Origin of the sequence: Flagellimonas rhodophyticola, from assembly GCF_049332665.1 — a bacterium.
In the GTDB taxonomy this organism is placed as follows: Bacteria; Bacteroidota; Bacteroidia; order Flavobacteriales; family Flavobacteriaceae; genus Flagellimonas.
This window is the reverse complement of sequence record NZ_CP186326.1, coordinates 1,068,594-1,085,075: the sequence shown is the minus strand read 5'-3', so window position 1 is coordinate 1,085,075 and position 16,482 is coordinate 1,068,594. Positions and strand designations below refer to the sequence as shown.

Genomic DNA, 16,482 nt, shown 5'->3' with positions numbered 1-16,482 from the left:
CAGAAGTTGATTCCAAAATTTCGTATTTTGGAGAATTCAAAGTACTGTTATGTCGGAAATTTTAGAAAAAACTGAACATTTTGTCTCCGAAATTTTGGAACAAAAATTGGACCCAAAATTCCTATACCACAATTTGCGACATACCCAGCGTGTAGTTAAAAGTACTAAAGAATTGCTCAATTTCTATAATTTGGGGACCGAGGAAGAGGAAAAGCTACTACTGGCAGCCTGGTTCCACGATACGGGCTATACCAAAGGGGTTGAAAATCATGAGGAAACAAGCTGTGAAATCGCCACTAATTTTCTAAAGGAAAACGCGTATGATGCAAAAGGTATTGAGGAAATCAGCAGTAATATTATGGCTACTAAGCGCTATCATGCGCCTGAAAATTTGCATCAAGAGATCATTCGGGATGCTGATGCCTCGCATTTTGCACAAAAGAGCTATTGGGAAACTACAGATTTTTTAAAAGAAGAACTAGAATTGCTCGGAATTGCCAATTATTCCAATAAAGAATGGAGGGATGCAAACATTAAAATGTTCCGGAACGAGCATCAGTTCTATACAGCTTATGCCAAAGAGAATTGGGAAGAGGGTAAAGAACGAAATCTAAAACAGCTATTAAAGGAAAAAAAGACAGAGAAGGAAATCGCCAAAAAAGAGGCTCTTAAGGCCAAATACAAAAGCGAAAGTCCTGACCGAGGTATTCAGACTTTGTTCAGGGTCACCTTAAAAAATCATTTGACCCTTAGTGATATTGCGGATACCAAAGCGAATATCTTACTTTCCGTAAATGCGATTATCATCTCAGTGGCTCTATCGAACCTTATTCCAAAGCTTGATAATCCATCTAACGCTTATTTAATTTGGCCCACTGGAATTTTTATCACCTTTAGTGTGATTTCCATGGTTTTGGCGGTATTGGCGACCAGGCCGAATGTTACCAGCGGACAGTTTACCAAACAAGACGTGGAAAACAAAAAAGTGAATCTCTTATTCTTTGGAAATTTCCATAAAATGAGCCTTGGCGATTATGAATGGGCCATAAAAGAATTGGTAAAAGACAACCAATACATTTATTCATCCCTGACAAAGGACTTGTACTTTTTGGGGCTTGTGCTCAATCGAAAATACAAAATACTTCGGTTAACCTATACCATTTTTATAGTAGGTATTGTGATATCGGTCATTGCTTTCGCAATAGCATTCAACTTCTTAGGCGGAACAGGTCGTTTGTAAAACTAAGACTTAAGTTCTTCCATCAAATCTTCATATGTATAGGTACGTTCAGACTTGGTGTCCTTATCCTTCGTATAGAGAATCTCAGCTCTAATGGCTTTCAACCCGGTTACCCCTTGCAATCCTTCCAATTCTACAATTTCGATATTGTTGGTAAAGTAACCTTTGGATTTTAGGAATTTGATATAGCGCATATACTCCTTCTCGTCCTTTCTTTGACTATAGACAATGGCCAATTTCCCTTTTTGTGTCAAACGTTCATTGGTTCCCTTGATATAGGACTTATCAATACGCTTTTTGATAATCTCATATCTGGCGTTGTATGTACCATCAACATCAAATCTCTTTTCATCCATTCTAAAACGAATGGCCAATGATGTACTGTACACTAAAATCAGGGAGGCAACATCCAATTTTACAGGCAACTTAGGCTTTAGCGCGTAGTACTTGTTTTCCATATCGCACATAACCTGCAATTGCCATAATCGAAGATTGCTCAGATAAAGTTCATCAAAGTTTCTATCATTGGCAATAGAACTTCCGATGTACATATTATGTTCCACCCCATCCGTTTTGTAACGCTCAAAATAATGCGGGAACATCTCTTGGGCATCTACTTGTTTTTTGTCCAATAAGGCTGCCAATTCCATATTGGCCTCCATTACACTATTATCGTAATTACGGCGATGGTCATAATAGGATTCGGTACTCTCGTCTATTTGATCTTCATAAGCATCGACCAACATTGATATTTCTTCATTCTCCCCTTTTAAATGCTTGAAAACGGGAGCTATTTCTTCTTTGACAAAATCAAATATGGCTTGTTCAGTGTGAGTGTATAATGCTTCTTTTACCTCCTCAAGATACGTGTTCACCCTAAACATGAGTTCTTCATAAATGGGCAACTTGAATTTTTTAAACGCTACATCCAAAACTCCCATTATTTCAGAAAGCTGAATCATAAGGTCCCTTTGAATCGAGAGGTTTCTTTGTTTCGAAGACTCCTTGATATCAATTTGACCGTATAGCGGATATACATCTTTGAAAACGATTTCCTTAAAAACAGGATGGTTTCCTACAAGTTCATCACCCATAAATCGTTTGGCCTCTTCTTGGAATTTCCAATACACCGAGGAGTGTACCGTGGTACATTCATGCTGAATAATGGCATCGATCAGGTTTTCTTCTTCTTCAATAGATCGAAGCACTGCAGAAACGATAAACGGCATCACATCTTCCAATTTATTGGCATTGATACTGTTCAACTCGTTGATGGTGTTAGATACCAGCTCCAAAACACCCAATAAATTACCATCACTAGCTATGGGAGCTAAAATGGCACTTTTTATCCCTTGCTCATGGAGGTTTTTATAGGGCTGTTCACCCTTTGATCTTTTAAAATATTTTTCCACATTGGAGATGGCAAAGTAGGTGTTCTCCTTAAATAGCTTTTCGTGCGAATAACTGCATAACATATGATCACACGACTCCATATCCTTTCCTTTAAGGATATAACTTTCTATTCCCTTTCCATATATTTTAAGAAACCTATTGGTATTGGAATCATAGCCTGAAAAACCAACATTTATTTTTCTGAGATTGAAAAGCGACCTAAAGGTTTCCTGAAAGCTGTCCATAAAGTTCTCATTCGCCCTTTTATTGCTTCCAATTAAGGTGGACTTAATTTCCGAGATGGAATGTTCAGCGGTAACATCGAACATATTTGAAATCACAAATCCTTTTGAGATGAAACTATTCGGTGGAATCTTCTCTTTCCAAAGATCAAGATTGTCAAAATTCTCAAGTAGTTCATCAACATCTGTTTGAGAAAGTTCCTTCGCTTTTTCGGTTGGAACAATCTCCATAAAGTCAGCATTGTAAAGAATTCTATAATGCCGCATTACACCATTGGCATCTGGAATGTCATAAAACAATGGCCTTTTAAAATCCAGTTTAAATCCGTAGTAAAAGCTCAACACCACGGTACACCTCATAATGTAATCAACATTCTGGGGCATATTGCGGATTTGAAGTTCAAACCCTTCACCCGCATTTTTTAATATACTTTGAAAACGTTCAGAAGAATTAAAGAATAAATTCTCATACGGAACGGAAACCGTTTTGATCTCATTTTTTGTAAGTACAGGTGAAAACGTATCGGCCAAAATAATGCCGATTACATCCTTGTGCTTATGCAATAGTTTATGATCACTGAAGCCCTCCCTGAGTTCAGGGTACGGCGCTTGTGCATCAAGTATATACTTAGCTCTTTCAGCTAGATATTTGTCCTTGCCTTTTAGTTGTTCATCGTAGTGTTGCAACAACTTGTTGAAACTAACCAGATGCAACATGGGACTCTCTGCCTGGTAATTCTGCTCCATACAATCTTAGTCGAGGTTGAGCTTGTAAAGTTACAAAAAGAAAAAATGCGCAGTTGTTAAGGGAATCCTTATGGATTTGTTGGCATTTTTTGGATATTTAGTAAAAATTGTTCCATGTCCTCCAGTTTCAGGTTAGATAGAGCGTACCAAAAGGCAAAAACCATCCTTTTTGATGACGATTCGAAATTTATTTTCTTCAGTGATTGTCATAGGGGCGACAACAGTTTTGCCGATGATTTTGCGAACAACCGTAATATTTATTTTCATGCACTGAGTCATTATTATAGGAATGATTTTCAGTATTGTGAGCTTGGTGATGGTGATGAGCTTTGGGAAAATTTACACTTCGAATCCATATTTGAAGCTCATAAGAATGTCTTTCAATTATTGCGAAAATTCCATTTGGAAAATAAACTCCATATGGTATGGGGGAACCATGATATGGTTTATAGGCAAAAGTCCTATGTTGATAAGCATCTGTCGAGTTATTTTGAACCTATAGAAGATACCGACAAAGAGCTTTTCCAGGGAATTACTTATAATGAAGCACTTATCTTAAAACATAAAGATACTCAGCAAGAATTATTTTGTACCCACGGTCATCAAGCTGATTGGTGGAACTATGTTTGCTGGCGAATTGGACGTTTTTTAGTGCGAATTCTATGGAAACCATTACAAGTTGTTGGAATTGCAGACCCTACTAGTCCTGCTAAAAACTATAAAGAACTTATTCGAATTGAAAAGCGAATAAAAAAATGGATTCTGAAAAATAACCTTAGAATAACCATTGCGGGGCACACGCATAGACCAAGATTTCCAGAACCAGGCCAAATCCCTTTTTTTAATGACGGAAGTTGTGTTCACCCTCGAAGTGTTACCGGAATTGAAATCGAAAATGGAGAGATTTCTTTGATTAAGTGGCATATTTCCACCAAAGAAGATGGAACACTCCAGATTGTTCGGGTTTTATTAGAGGGTCCTGAAAAACTGAAGGACTACATCGAAAAGTGAGATGGATACTATTCAGCACATTATAGATCAAATCCCCATTCGACATAATCTTGCTTCGTATATTATGTTTTTGGGTGTTGTCCAAGCCTATTTTTTGGGATTGGTCATTTTTATCCGTTCCAAAAAAAATTCGGCCATACGAATATTTGGGTGGTCTTTGCTGTTTCAAGCTCTGGTATGCACCGACACCCTTTTATGTTATACAGGGCTCATTAAATATTTGATACACTTCAATGATTCCACAGAAGTTTTTGTGCTGTTAATTGCACCAACCATCTATTTTTTTGTGTATTCCCTATTGAAAAGAAAACCCATTACCTTTAAAAAGCACTGGGTACACTTTCTGGTTCCCTTACTCTATTTTGTCTCTCAAATGGGGTACTTTCTTAATCCAATTTCGGTAAAATTAAATGCATATTTAGATGCATATCATGATAACATTCCCATGGTGGCAGTTCCGGATTCGGTTACCTATGAATATCAGTGGGTCAAAGATGAATTCCGCTGGATTATGCTCATAAGTTTCGCATTTTACCTGATTCTCAGTGGGATAATCGTATACAAAAGAAAAAAACAGAAGAAATTACCCACCCAAAAAATCAAGATAGATAAGTATGTGTTTACCAAGAACACAATCTTGTTACTGATCCTATTGTTGGCGATAGTTTTTACAGTCTACTTGCAATATGAGGATGATGGTGGTGATCATTTCATTGTCATTTTTGTAGGGGCAATAGCCTTTATGAGTTCTTTCTTTGTTTTATCGGAATCCAGATTTTTTGAAAATTCATGGATTGCGGATAAGTACGAGACCCTCCCCAGTGATTCACTGTCGTTTCAAGATATAGAAGCTTATGTTTCCGAGCACGATTACTTTTTGAATCAAAACTCATCACTAAAAGATTTATCCGAAAAACTGGAAATCAGTCCAAATTCCCTTTCCAGATCCATTAATATGGAAACCGGATTCAATTTTAATGACTATCTAAATCAAAAAAGAGTAAACAGTGCCAAGGAAAGACTGCGAGACTCTTCTTTTTCTAACTTGACGATTGAAGCTATAGGCAATTTAGTTGGATTTAGCTCAAAATCAGCATTTTACAATGCCTTTAAAAAGCACACAGGGCATTCTCCTTCTGCTTTCTTAAAACAAAAAACCTAGGTTTTTTTCTCCAGAATTACAATTCAAGACGTATCGTCCCGTAAAAATCGGATACTTTTCAAAGGCATCCCCAATCTTTGCCCAAAGTTTATTCATCATGAAAAATCACATCAGGCGGTACGATCTAGATTGGCTCAGAGTAATTGTTTTTGCACTACTTATTTTCTATCATGTGGGCATGTTCTTTGTTCCATGGGGATGGCATGTCAAAAATAGTGTACTGTATGATTGGTTGCGGTGGCCCATGATATTTCTCAACCAATGGCGTTTACCTATTCTATTTGTTATTTCCGGGATGGGCACATACTATGCCTTGGGCAAAAGAAGTGTCTGGAAATTTAATTTGGAACGCTATCTACGTCTGGGTATTCCCTTAGGTGTTGGCATGCTATTAATTGTTCCTCCCCAAGTATATTTTGAACGATTGGCAAACGGACAATTTTCCGGTTCTTTTTTGGAGTATTACTCAACGATCGCCTTCGAAGGCATCTATCCAGAGGGAAATATAAGCTGGCACCATTTATGGTTTCTGCCTTATCTTTTCCTATTCTCCTTGGTGCTTTCACCATTATTGGTATACCTGAGACGCCAGAACAGTAAATTCATTGAATGGATCCAAAAATGGATTCAAAAACCGTTAGGTCTTTACATTTTTATTGTTCCCTTGTACCTGCTTGAAGTTTTTGTTGAGCCCTTTTTTGATATTACACATGCCTTGATAGACGACTGGTTCAACTTCAGTTTTAGCATGGTGCTTTTTTTCTATGGGTTTGTTTTGGTACGAAGCGGGAATATGTTCTGGGCCAGTCTTCAAAACATAAAAAAGAAAGCGCTTGCCCTTGGCATGATTGCCTTTTCAGGTCAGGTTTTAATATGGCTCTTTTTGGAGGATGGGTATGTAGTTCATTGCACAGAGGCCCTTTTAAAAGTAACAAACATTTGGTCCTGGATTCTGGTCCTTTTTGCCTATGCTGCTCAATATCTCAATAAACCGAGTGGAAAATTGACTTATGCCAACAGGGCAGTGTATCCCTTTTACATTTTGCACCAAACCATTACTGTGGCAATAGCCTATTATCTAATTGATATGGATTGGGGATTGTTACCCAAAAGCTTTATCCTAATAGCTGGGACTTTTGGGTTAAGCTGGCTTATTTATGATTTAATTATTCTTCGAATATCCTTCCTACATCCTTTGTTTGGATTGAAAAAAAGTACAGTAAAAACTTAATTTTTCGGAGTTATTAAACACGTTTTGCCAAAGTTTTCATGGCATCAACAAAGACATCAAGTTCTTTAGTGGTGGTATAAATATTCGGGGTAATTCGACAACCAACCACATTGCCTTCATCAATGGCAACTGTCCAAATCTTGAATTCTTCGAGCAAGGTTTCTGCCAAGTCTTTGGGTTTCATATGTGAGATTCCAACATTGGCAATACCACAGCTCCGATGTTCTTCCACAGGTGTGTTAACCACAATATTGGGTATATTTCGAAGCTCATTGCTCCAATACCGTTGTAAATATCGTAGCCGTTTTTCCTTCCGATGAATTCCCATTTTATGCAAATAATCCAAGGCTTCGTTAATTGCTAAATAAATTTGTACCGGATTGGTTCCTGTATGATTTAACCGAAGAATATCTTGCGGTTCCCTTCCATGCTCTGCAAACAAGGGCCATATTTTGGGAATGTTCTTTTTGGCAACATGCAGCAAGCCCACCCCTAACGGAGCATTCAGCCATTTGTGAAGGCTTGACCCATAATAATCGCAATTCAATTCCGAAATATTAACATCAATATGACCTACGGCATGGGCTCCATCCACCATTACCTCCACTCCATGTTTGTGAGCCATATCACAGATTTTGCGAATAGGAAGTATGTGTCCGGTAATATTGATCATATGACAAACCATCAACAATTTTGTCCTTGGCGTTATCTGTGATTCATACAAAGCAACTATTTCTTCGTCCGATTCGGGGTGATTTGGCACGGAAATCACTTTACAAACCACTCCATACCGATTCTGTATCAGGTCGAAGTGATCTCGCATAGCGCCATAATCCTGATGTGCAAAAATTGCTTCATCCCCTTCCTTCCAGGGAAAACCTCCAATAACAAGATCCAAAGATTCTGTAGTGTTTCTGGTAATTATCAAAGTTTCAGGGTCACATCCTACGAATGATGCCAATTTAGAGGCTACTTGTTCCTTATTTTCCCATTGTACGGTACGCATATAATAGGAACCCTCATAATTTACCATTTGGGTATGTTCCCATAATTTGTTCAATACGGGAGTCGGGGTAATGCAGTAATAACCATTTTCCAAATTGATATAATCAGGCTTTAGCTTAAAGTCTTGTCTGATACGTTCCCAGAACCCATCTTCTTCCGGATGTGGATAAGGAAGTTCTTTTGATTTGTTTTGCCCGTGGGCTGCAATAGGTAGAAAAGGCACCACCATACTGGCTCCGCCCAAATACCTTAAAAATTGTCTTTTTTCCATATCCTTATGAATTTCAAAATACCCCTAAAACTTGTAAACCATTAAGTTACGATATTCGACTGCAGATGTCCAAGTTTTATCCAGAAAGAGATTTGAGGACTCCCCTTATATCGAAAATTGAACACATTTAACAGCTATTTATCACTCCTGTGGCAAGGTATTTGTTAACTTTAAATCAACGTATCGACCAAGTTGCTATGAAAAATCTTGTTCTATTGTTATCCTTTTTGGTCTTTGGAGCTTCTGCTCTGCAGGCTCAAGGCGATATTCCTACCACTCGACCTTTAAAAATAGGAGAGAACAACAACTTGGATATTAAATCCAGTAATCAAGGTACTTCATTACGTATTCCTTCGGTAATTGACGAGAACCTGACATCCAAAAATAATACGCCCGAGGTGAAAATGTTACCTGACAGAAATCTAAAGCAAGCTGGGTTTGATTTAAAAATAAGACCACGATTTCTTGAAAATTACGATGAAAGTAAGGTAAGTGAACTTGCTGGAGGTGACATTCATTTTGGTGATGTCAATACCAAATCGAATGCAGTTCAAATAATCATTAGGGATTTTGGGAGAGTTGATGGAGATAGAATTCGACTTTTCCATGACCAAACCGTTGTTTATAAGAACATTTTATTATCAGGAGCATTTAAAAAAGTAAATGCAACACTTCAAGAAGGATTTAATTTATTTGAATTTGAAGCTCTTAATCAAGGAGAAGTTGGTTATAATACTGCACAATTTGTTATAATTGATGCAGAAAACAAAGTGTTATATAATAATTTTTGGAATCTTCGAATTAAAGACAAAGCTAGCATTATAGTGGTCAAAGAAGCGGAATAATTATTCCCCAGGTTGGTAAGTTCTTACTGCCCTTTTTAGTACATCTTCCTTGTAGTATGCGGCATCTTTCCATTCAACATTTGCATATCGTTGAATCTGATCATCAAAATGAGGTGAGTCTGGATCTCCGCTCTGTCCGCCGGCCAAAATGGTCTTTGCCTTCACTTTTTCTCCAAATTCTACAGCGGCAACGAAGCTGTTACCTCGTGTGCCATAAATCTTCTTTGTGTTGTTATTGTACCTTGCCCCATAGGCTGCCAATGCGCCCCACCTTCCGCTAGCAAAGCCAATTGGCATGCTGGGTTTAGCGTCATCAAATGGTTGTCGGATATCACCATTTAACCTTTGATACCGATTTACTTCTCCCCACGGCATTTCCCAAGTTCCAAAATCGGCCTCGAGCTTTTCCAAAGTTTCTTGAAAAAGATTGATTTTGTTTTTTTGCGGAAAATTATCGCTTCCCCAATGTTCCATCAGTTGCATGGCATACATTCCTTCTGGTCTTTCTGCTTTTGCAAAACAGATTGTTCCATAATAGTGTGCAAGGGTCATTGCTACCGACTCCTTGGAGGTTCTAAAGTCCCAATTCCTAAGTAAACTTATTGCCCCTTCTATTGTTCTTGGTCCTTGAGCTTGATCATACGCCTTAATTAATCCAGGAATCAATACTTCAAAAGCCGGCAGATATGGGTCATGTGCCAGTTGAATCAAGCTATCCAGAGTATATTCACTTCGGTCGGTTAACAATTCAATAGCATGCACTCCCCTGAAGTTTTCTTGATCGCGAGACATATATTTTGGATAATCACTTCGTTTAGGGCTGTTATCCAATGCTGATGTATAGGGCGTGGAATTACAATTTTGAATCCATCCATTTTTGGGATTCAACACCAAAATATTCTCGTCAACGGTATGCAAACCTTTCCAATCGGTAAGGGGATTACTTCCATCCACTGGTTTAGTGAAATCAAAGCTTGTATCCCTTTTTGGAACAAAATTCCCGTGGAAATAAGCAATATTACCTTCCGTATCTGCATAGACGGTATTGTTGGAAGAGTTGGTCCGGATATCCATCATTTTTCGAAAACCATCATAGCCATTTTGCTTGGTCCGGATGAAAGATTGCTCCAACGCCTTAACAGGCTCCCACATCATTGCGGAAGCAGTCCATTGTCCATCAACTGCATGAGTAATCGGTCCGTGATGGGTATGGTGCATTGGGAAGGTCTTTTCCTTGATGGCATCGCCATCTTTATATTTTAAGGTTACCTCTGAAGCGCCAACTAGTCGCAGTTCTTCTCCGTAATGGTAAAAAAGATTATCACCGTTTTTAACGATAGTTTCTTTATACTCATCCATCACATCAGTATAGGTGGATGTATGCATCCAACCCGTTTTTTCATTGAACCCCTGGTACACAAAAAATTGCCCCCAAGTTACCGCACCGTATGCATTTAATCCTTCTTCGCTTACTACATGGACCTCCCCACGGAAATAAAAAGAGGTGTGTGGATTTATCAGAAGCATCGCGTTACCAGATTGTGTCAATTCCCCAGAAATTGCAATTCCGTTGGAACCTTGAGGTTCTGCCATCTCTTTTTCTTTTTCCAATTTAAGCGCTTCCATTTCTGGAATTTCCATGCCGCTTTCATAAAATGCTTTGATTTTTCGGACTGAAATCCGTTCAATATCCCCACCTATACTTCCCTCACTAAAATACATCGGCATCCAAGGTTCAAATCGTGTCAAAAGTTTGGGTTTCACCTTGGGATGGGTGTGCAAATAATAATTGATTCCATCGGCAAAAGCATCACAAAGTTTTTTAAGCCATTCTGGGCTCTTTTCGTAATTGGCAATAGCTTCTTCCTTTGTCATAAACAGACGTGCCCTTAAGTCGCTATATAGTGCATCTTCACCTTCAACCTCCGCCAGCCTCCCGGTTGCCCAAATGTAATTTTGCTCCACGCGGTTAAAATCATCTTCACATTGGGCGTAAAGCAATCCAAAAACAGCGTCAGCATCAGTTTTTCCATAAATGTGAGGCACACCAAAATCATCTCTGATTATAGTGATATTTTCCGCTTGGGATTGCCATTTTTCAACTTCGGTTTGTGGTTTTGAAGTGCAGTTCACTAAAGTGAACAATGCCATTATCAGTAAAATTCTCATTGTGTTATGCTTTTTTAAGAAACTGGGTCTTCAATACTATTTGGGATTTTCCAATTCTACATTCTACTTCTTGTGGATTATCTGTTAGGCGAATATTTTTGATAATATTCCCTCTTTTGAGCACCTTAGACATACCCTTGATCTTCAAATCTTTGATGACGTGAATGTTGTCTCCGTCTTCAAGAATATTTCCATTGCTGTCCTTGGCATCCATATCTATAATTTAGATGGTTAAAGTACAGCAAATGTCACTGAATTACTAATTGATATGGAAGATCACCAACTTCCACTCGCTCCTCCTCCGCCTGAGCTTCCTCCACCTCCCGAAAAACTACTTGAACTCCCACCGGATGAACCAGAGCCAAAGGAATGGCTTCCGCCCGATGAGAAAGTTTTACTCATATACTTGCTATCACTTTTAATCAGTGAAAGCTTGAAATCCTCTTTTCCTTTTATCAAAATTTTCGCACCCGCCAATAGAAGTGTGAATCCAAAAAATCCCGCAATAAGATAATACACCCAGGAAAAATCGTCGAGTAAATAGGTATAATCCTCAAGATTGATTCCTAAACCAAATATTTCAATGGCAAAGAACAGCGGCATCAGTATAAAGACCGACGAAAAGAGTATGGGAAGTAGTTGAAAAATCACCATAAAAACACCCTGCAAAATCCCAAGTTTTCCAATAAGCATTCCTCGAAATGCTTCAATCATGCCTGAATAGGTCTTTATTAAAATAAAACCTCCCGCTCCCACAAATACCAAAAGAAAAAGACTGATAAAAATTCCAATGCCCCAACCTATTTCATTTTCCGATTCCAGTTCTTTTTTGAATTCATCAAGTGCTTCTGGATTTTTCAAAAATTCAATCAACTGATCCATGGCCAAGTCCAATCCTTCAAAATAATGCTCTTCCTTGAACTGTGGAATCATGGTATTTCTGATAATACCAGAAGCAACCGCATCTGTGATATAGGGTTCCAACCCATAGCCAACTTCAATACGAACCTCACGGTCATCTTTGGCAAAAAGAATTAGAATGCCATTGTCTTTTTCTTTTTGTCCCAACTTGTTTTGGTTGAACGTACCGTTGGCATATTCCTCGATTGTTGTATTACCCAATGCATTTATGGTAAGGATTACCAATTGATTTGTAGTTTCCGTTTCAAACTGGGTGAGTTTGGATTTTAGCCCCTCCATTTCTTCTATTGAAAAAATATCGGCACTATCCGTGACAATTTCCTCTAATTGCAGATAGCTTTCCTGCCCAAAGCCTGTAACCGAGAAAACAAACAACAGTAAAAGAAGAAGAGGCTTTTTCATTGGTGATTTTTGGTCAGAAACATTTAAATATACAATATGTTGTGCTCTTCTTATACCTCCATTGTACAAACTGCACTAATGGTTTTATGTCCGTATTATTTCTACTAACTTGTACCTTCTTTTAAAAGTTTTATGTCAGAGAAAAAAGTAAGTATTCTTACCGCATTTAAAACGATTATTTGGCCCAAAAGGAAATTGGTATTTATAGGCCTGTTCCTGATTGCCATTAGCAAAGCAGCGAGTTTCGTAGCACCAATTGCATCAAAACATCTTATCGATGATGTAATTGTAAATAAGGATATTAACATGCTCAAATATTTGGTAGGTGGTGTAATGTTGGCCATTTTCGTGCAAGCTGTAACTTCATTTTTGCTAACCCGGATTCTTAGTGTGCAAGCACAGTATTTGATTTCAGAACTTCGGGCCCAAGTGCAAAAAAAGGTGCTTTCATTGCCTATTCGTTTTTTCGACAACACAAAATCGGGTGCGCTTGTTTCTCGGATCATGTCTGATGTGGAAGGCGTTCGAAATCTTGTCGGCACAGGCCTTGTTCAACTTGTGGGAGGCGTAATAACTGCAGTAGTTTCGTTGATTCTCCTATTGGATATTAGTGTTTTTATGACCTTGTTCACCTTTATCCCATTGATTATTTTTTCAATTATTGCTTTAAAAGCCTTTAAAATTATCCGTCCGATTTTTAGAGATCGTGGTAAAATAAATGCCGAAGTAAAAGGTAGGTTGACTGAAACATTAGGTGGAATCAGAGTGATAAAAGGATTTAATGCGGAGCAACAAGAACATGCCGTTTTTGAAACAGGGGTAGACCGTTTATACCAAAATGTAAAAAAGAGTTTGACCACCACTGCGTTCATGACCAGCTCTTCTACCTTTTTATTGGGTGTTGCCACCACAAGTGTTATGGGATTTGGAGGTTATATGATTATTCAAGATAATCTTACCATTGGTGAGTTTGTAGAATTTACTGTATTGCTGGGGTTAATGATTGCACCCATTGTTCAAATGAGCAATATTGGGAGCCAACTTACCGAAGCTTTGGCCGGTCTGGACCGAACTGAAGAGCTCATGAACATGGTTCCTGAGGCCGACCAGACAGAACGCACAAATACCTTGAAATCCGTTCATGGGGATATGAACTTTAACAATGTCTCATTCGCTTATGAAGAGGATAAAGAAGTTTTGCACGATATCAGTTTTAAGGTGAAATCGGGTCAAGTGATTGCTCTGGTAGGTAGTTCAGGTTCGGGAAAATCCACGATTGCAGGACTTGCTGCTAGTTTTTTGAATCCGGATTCGGGCACTATCACTATTGACGAGAAAGATATGTCCAAAGTGAATCTGAACAGTTTTAGACAGCATTTAGGTGTAGTCTTACAAGATGATTTTTTGTTTGAGGGAACTATCAAAGAAAATATCCTGTTTCCTAGGCCAAATGCTTCCGAGGATCAATTGCAAAAAGCAGTAAAAGCAGCATATGTCGATGAGTTCACCAATCGGTTTGATGAAGGATTGGATACTTTAATTGGTGAAAGAGGCGTAAAATTGTCTGGAGGACAACGCCAACGTATCGCAATAGCCAGAGCTGTTTTGGCAGACCCAAGAATATTGATTTTAGATGAAGCTACTTCAAATTTGGACACTGAGTCAGAGGCTTTGATTCAAAAAAGTCTGGCCGAACTTACCAAAGGCAGAACAACCTTTGTTATTGCCCACCGTCTAAGTACAATTAGAAAAGCTGACCAGATTTTAGTGATTGAAAATGGGCGAATTGCAGAACAAGGCACCCACGAAGAATTGATAGCTTCCGAAGGAAGGTATTATAATCTCTTTACCTATCAGGCTAGGATATAAAAACCAGATTATTTCTGCATTAGTCCAAACATATATTTGGTGCATTTTCAATCCTTTAATTTGCCAAAGGGTCTAATGATCTTATTGCTTTTTTTAATTGCATATCTGTTAGCTTATCTATTTGGGGCAGCAGTGGTCGGTTTGCATCAACCATGGATAGATTTTCCTTGTTTTGATCCATCCAGTTTACGAGCCCTTCTATTACTTTTAAATTAGCTTGCCCATGGGACGTATTGTCTCCTATGTTTCTACTCATAATGGCATTAAAGGACCACATCGGTTTTTCTGAAAAATAAACTTCCGATAATTTAGCCGTGTATTCCAGTTTTTCCGATTTTCTTGAATAGTTCATTTTTTTATCAATAGCATGTCTTCCTTCATGCGCATATATACTTGCTCCCCGTACTATTTCCTCAAGTGAATTAATAAAATTTAATCTTAATTCATCACCTTGGATTCCAGAATTTTTTAATGAATCCAATAGCTTTTTAGATTGATAGTAATCAATTCTAGCACTTAACCCTGGAAGAAAAGTATGGGGGTCATTTATTGCCAATGAGTCATCAGATATTGTTGCTTCTTTAATTCTTTTTTCAATTTTAACGACCCCTAAAGAATCTGCGAGTTTTTGCCAAGTCCTAATCGGGCCAGAGGTATAAGCACTGCGGACTTGTAGAAAAGACTCGTCATCATTGGCCCAACCTCCAGTTTCAGCTTGACCATCCCAGAACCATCCTGAATACCCATTGGAAATCATATGATCAATTGAAATGTATCTGAAATCTGCACTTTCACTATATTGGGTTATAACTCTCCTGTCATCTAATACCACATGTCCCATATGCAATCCGAAATACCCATTGGCAGACATCAAATTAAAAATCGCTTTAAATCTCTTGTTGATTTCTTTTTCGAAGAGTTCTTTAGAAAATGGTGGTTTTTTAGTTTCCCAAACTAAGCTGTCCCATAATTCAATTGCCTCCTTAATCAAAGAATCTTTGTAAATATCTCTGTCATCTGTTCCTTCAACTATTTTCAAATAAAAATCAGTTGTGTGTTTGTCAATTTTTTGTAAAAAATTATGGTAGTGAAAAAATTGATTTAGCTCCTTATCATCATTAAGATTTAGCTCAGGGTGAATAGTTTTTACAAGGAAAGCATATTCATAAAATCCCGATTCCGCCAAACCCTTAATCATTCTTATCACATTGTCTTTGGACATAGTATCCTGTTTATACTGTAGGAAGGACTCTTTGAATTGGGGCATTGAATTGACTAAACTCGGGTGGACCTGATCGATATTTGTTAGTCTATAGTACGACATCCACCCCTTAAATGCATTTTCTCCATTGTTAAGTAATAGGGAATAGCCCAAAAACAGATTTGCAACATCCACATCTCCAGATTCAACGGTAGCCATGTCGGTAATAATTGCATATGCATTTTCGAGTTCTGCATTGTTCTTAATGACCCAATTATCTTGTTTTATTTTGTTGAATACATGCTGACAGTAGGAAAACTTACCATGATACCTTTCAATCTGTGATACACTTACATCAATTGCCTTTTGAGCTGCCAAAATAGCTTTGTCAAAATCAGTTTGATTTGCTAAAATCCTAGCTTTCAGGGTAAAAAGTTTCGTAGGCTCATGATTTAATTTTTCAATTAAATCGATAGTCTTTAATGCTTTGGTCGGGTTTTTATAAAATAACCAATCCATTTTAGCCGTGAACCGTCCTGCATCATTTCGATTTTCTACATTTTGAGTGGTGTCATTCCATACATTGGTATATATGGAATATGCAGTTGCATGGTCCATTTGAAAATACGCATTATGAGCATCTTCTATCGAATTACTGTTTGAATCTATGGTCTTTCCCTTCGTAAAATTGCAGGAAGATAAAATGCCCACTAGTAGGCCCATTAAAATTGATCTGTACATTTTTTGATTGATGAATATTAATTCGCCAAACAT

At 38.0% G+C, this 16,482-nt stretch carries 12 protein-coding genes; 6 read left to right on the top strand and 6 right to left on the bottom strand.

Translation table 11 applies throughout. The features are described 5' to 3' along the window. Positions 1-49: 49 nt before the first annotated feature. Positions 50-1,240 carry a Pycsar system effector family protein gene (locus tag ACOKFG_RS04985; RefSeq protein ID WP_422861950.1) on the top strand — a complete coding sequence of 397 codons (1,191 nt, stop codon included), beginning with the start codon at positions 50-52 and terminating at the stop codon, positions 1,238-1,240. A gap of 2 nt (positions 1,241-1,242) precedes the next feature. Here the strand turns inward: ACOKFG_RS04985 and ACOKFG_RS04980 are convergent, their stop codons facing one another. Continuing rightward, on the bottom strand, positions 1,243-3,621 hold the full coding sequence (locus ACOKFG_RS04980; protein WP_299486602.1) for a GAF domain-containing protein: 2,379 nt from the start codon (positions 3,619-3,621) through the stop codon (positions 1,243-1,245). Between the two features lie 114 nt (positions 3,622-3,735). Here ACOKFG_RS04980 and ACOKFG_RS04975 point away from each other — a divergent pair, with 114 nt between their 5' ends. From ACOKFG_RS04975 to ACOKFG_RS04965, 3 genes are all read left to right on the top strand, one after another. After that, positions 3,736-4,632, top strand: a complete 897-nt coding sequence (locus ACOKFG_RS04975) for a metallophosphoesterase (protein ID WP_298793464.1) — start codon at positions 3,736-3,738, stop codon at positions 4,630-4,632. A gap of 1 nt (position 4,633) precedes the next feature. Then, positions 4,634-5,794: a helix-turn-helix domain-containing protein gene (locus tag ACOKFG_RS04970; protein ID WP_299171827.1), complete on the top strand. Its 1,161-nt coding sequence runs from the start codon at positions 4,634-4,636 to the stop codon at positions 5,792-5,794. A gap of 97 nt (positions 5,795-5,891) precedes the next feature. Continuing rightward, positions 5,892-7,025, top strand: coding sequence for an acyltransferase family protein (locus tag ACOKFG_RS04965; protein WP_299171824.1), 1,134 nt, complete (start codon positions 5,892-5,894; stop codon positions 7,023-7,025). A 13-nt stretch (positions 7,026-7,038) separates the two neighbouring features. On the opposite strand, the gene ACOKFG_RS04960 is transcribed toward ACOKFG_RS04965, so the two are convergent. Beyond that, the gene (locus ACOKFG_RS04960) at positions 7,039-8,301 is read right to left on the bottom strand and encodes an aminotransferase class V-fold PLP-dependent enzyme (protein ID WP_299171822.1); all 1,263 of its coding nucleotides are present in this window, start codon (positions 8,299-8,301) and stop codon (positions 7,039-7,041) included. Between the two features lie 197 nt (positions 8,302-8,498). Here ACOKFG_RS04960 and ACOKFG_RS04955 point away from each other — a divergent pair, with 197 nt between their 5' ends. Next, positions 8,499-9,146, top strand: coding sequence for a hypothetical protein (locus ACOKFG_RS04955; RefSeq protein ID WP_298793460.1), 648 nt, complete (start codon positions 8,499-8,501; stop codon positions 9,144-9,146). On the opposite strand, the gene ACOKFG_RS04950 is transcribed toward ACOKFG_RS04955, so the two are convergent. The 3 genes from ACOKFG_RS04950 to ACOKFG_RS04940 all read right to left on the bottom strand — a co-directional run bounded on the left by ACOKFG_RS04950 (position 9,147) and on the right by ACOKFG_RS04940 (position 12,638). Beyond that, complete coding sequence (locus ACOKFG_RS04950) at positions 9,147-11,315, bottom strand: acylase (RefSeq protein WP_422861949.1); 2,169 nt, start codon at positions 11,313-11,315, stop codon at positions 9,147-9,149. A gap of 4 nt (positions 11,316-11,319) precedes the next feature. After that, positions 11,320-11,529, bottom strand: coding sequence for an alkylphosphonate utilization protein (locus ACOKFG_RS04945; RefSeq protein ID WP_422861948.1), 210 nt, complete (start codon positions 11,527-11,529; stop codon positions 11,320-11,322). A 62-nt stretch (positions 11,530-11,591) separates the two neighbouring features. Continuing rightward, positions 11,592-12,638 carry a TPM domain-containing protein gene (locus tag ACOKFG_RS04940; RefSeq protein WP_422861947.1) on the bottom strand — a complete coding sequence of 349 codons (1,047 nt, stop codon included), beginning with the start codon at positions 12,636-12,638 and terminating at the stop codon, positions 11,592-11,594. Between the two features lie 132 nt (positions 12,639-12,770). On the opposite strand from ACOKFG_RS04940, the gene ACOKFG_RS04935 reads away from it, so the two are divergent. Further along, entirely contained in the window at positions 12,771-14,507 is a 1,737-nt protein-coding gene (locus tag ACOKFG_RS04935) for an ABC transporter ATP-binding protein (protein ID WP_422861946.1), read from the top strand. Between the two features lie 55 nt (positions 14,508-14,562). On the opposite strand, the gene ACOKFG_RS04930 is transcribed toward ACOKFG_RS04935, so the two are convergent. Then, complete coding sequence (locus tag ACOKFG_RS04930) at positions 14,563-16,449, bottom strand: hypothetical protein (RefSeq protein ID WP_422861945.1); 1,887 nt, start codon at positions 16,447-16,449, stop codon at positions 14,563-14,565. Between the last annotated feature and the right edge of the window lie 33 nt (positions 16,450-16,482).

Coding starts and splice junctions, on each gene's coding strand:
- ACOKFG_RS04985 (WP_422861950.1), top strand. CDS start 50: ATGTCGGAAATTTTAGAAAAAACTGAACATTTTGTCTCCGAAATTTTG.
- ACOKFG_RS04980 (WP_299486602.1), bottom strand. CDS start 3,621: ATGGAGCAGAATTACCAGGCAGAGAGTCCCATGTTGCATCTGGTTAGT.
- ACOKFG_RS04975 (WP_298793464.1), top strand. CDS start 3,736: ATGTCCTCCAGTTTCAGGTTAGATAGAGCGTACCAAAAGGCAAAAACC.
- ACOKFG_RS04970 (WP_299171827.1), top strand. CDS start 4,634: ATGGATACTATTCAGCACATTATAGATCAAATCCCCATTCGACATAAT.
- ACOKFG_RS04965 (WP_299171824.1), top strand. CDS start 5,892: ATGAAAAATCACATCAGGCGGTACGATCTAGATTGGCTCAGAGTAATT.
- ACOKFG_RS04960 (WP_299171822.1), bottom strand. CDS start 8,301: ATGGAAAAAAGACAATTTTTAAGGTATTTGGGCGGAGCCAGTATGGTG.
- ACOKFG_RS04955 (WP_298793460.1), top strand. CDS start 8,499: ATGAAAAATCTTGTTCTATTGTTATCCTTTTTGGTCTTTGGAGCTTCT.
- ACOKFG_RS04950 (WP_422861949.1), bottom strand. CDS start 11,315: ATGAGAATTTTACTGATAATGGCATTGTTCACTTTAGTGAACTGCACT.
- ACOKFG_RS04945 (WP_422861948.1), bottom strand. CDS start 11,529: ATGGATGCCAAGGACAGCAATGGAAATATTCTTGAAGACGGAGACAAC.
- ACOKFG_RS04940 (WP_422861947.1), bottom strand. CDS start 12,638: ATGAAAAAGCCTCTTCTTCTTTTACTGTTGTTTGTTTTCTCGGTTACA.
- ACOKFG_RS04935 (WP_422861946.1), top strand. CDS start 12,771: ATGTCAGAGAAAAAAGTAAGTATTCTTACCGCATTTAAAACGATTATT.
- ACOKFG_RS04930 (WP_422861945.1), bottom strand. CDS start 16,449: ATGTACAGATCAATTTTAATGGGCCTACTAGTGGGCATTTTATCTTCC.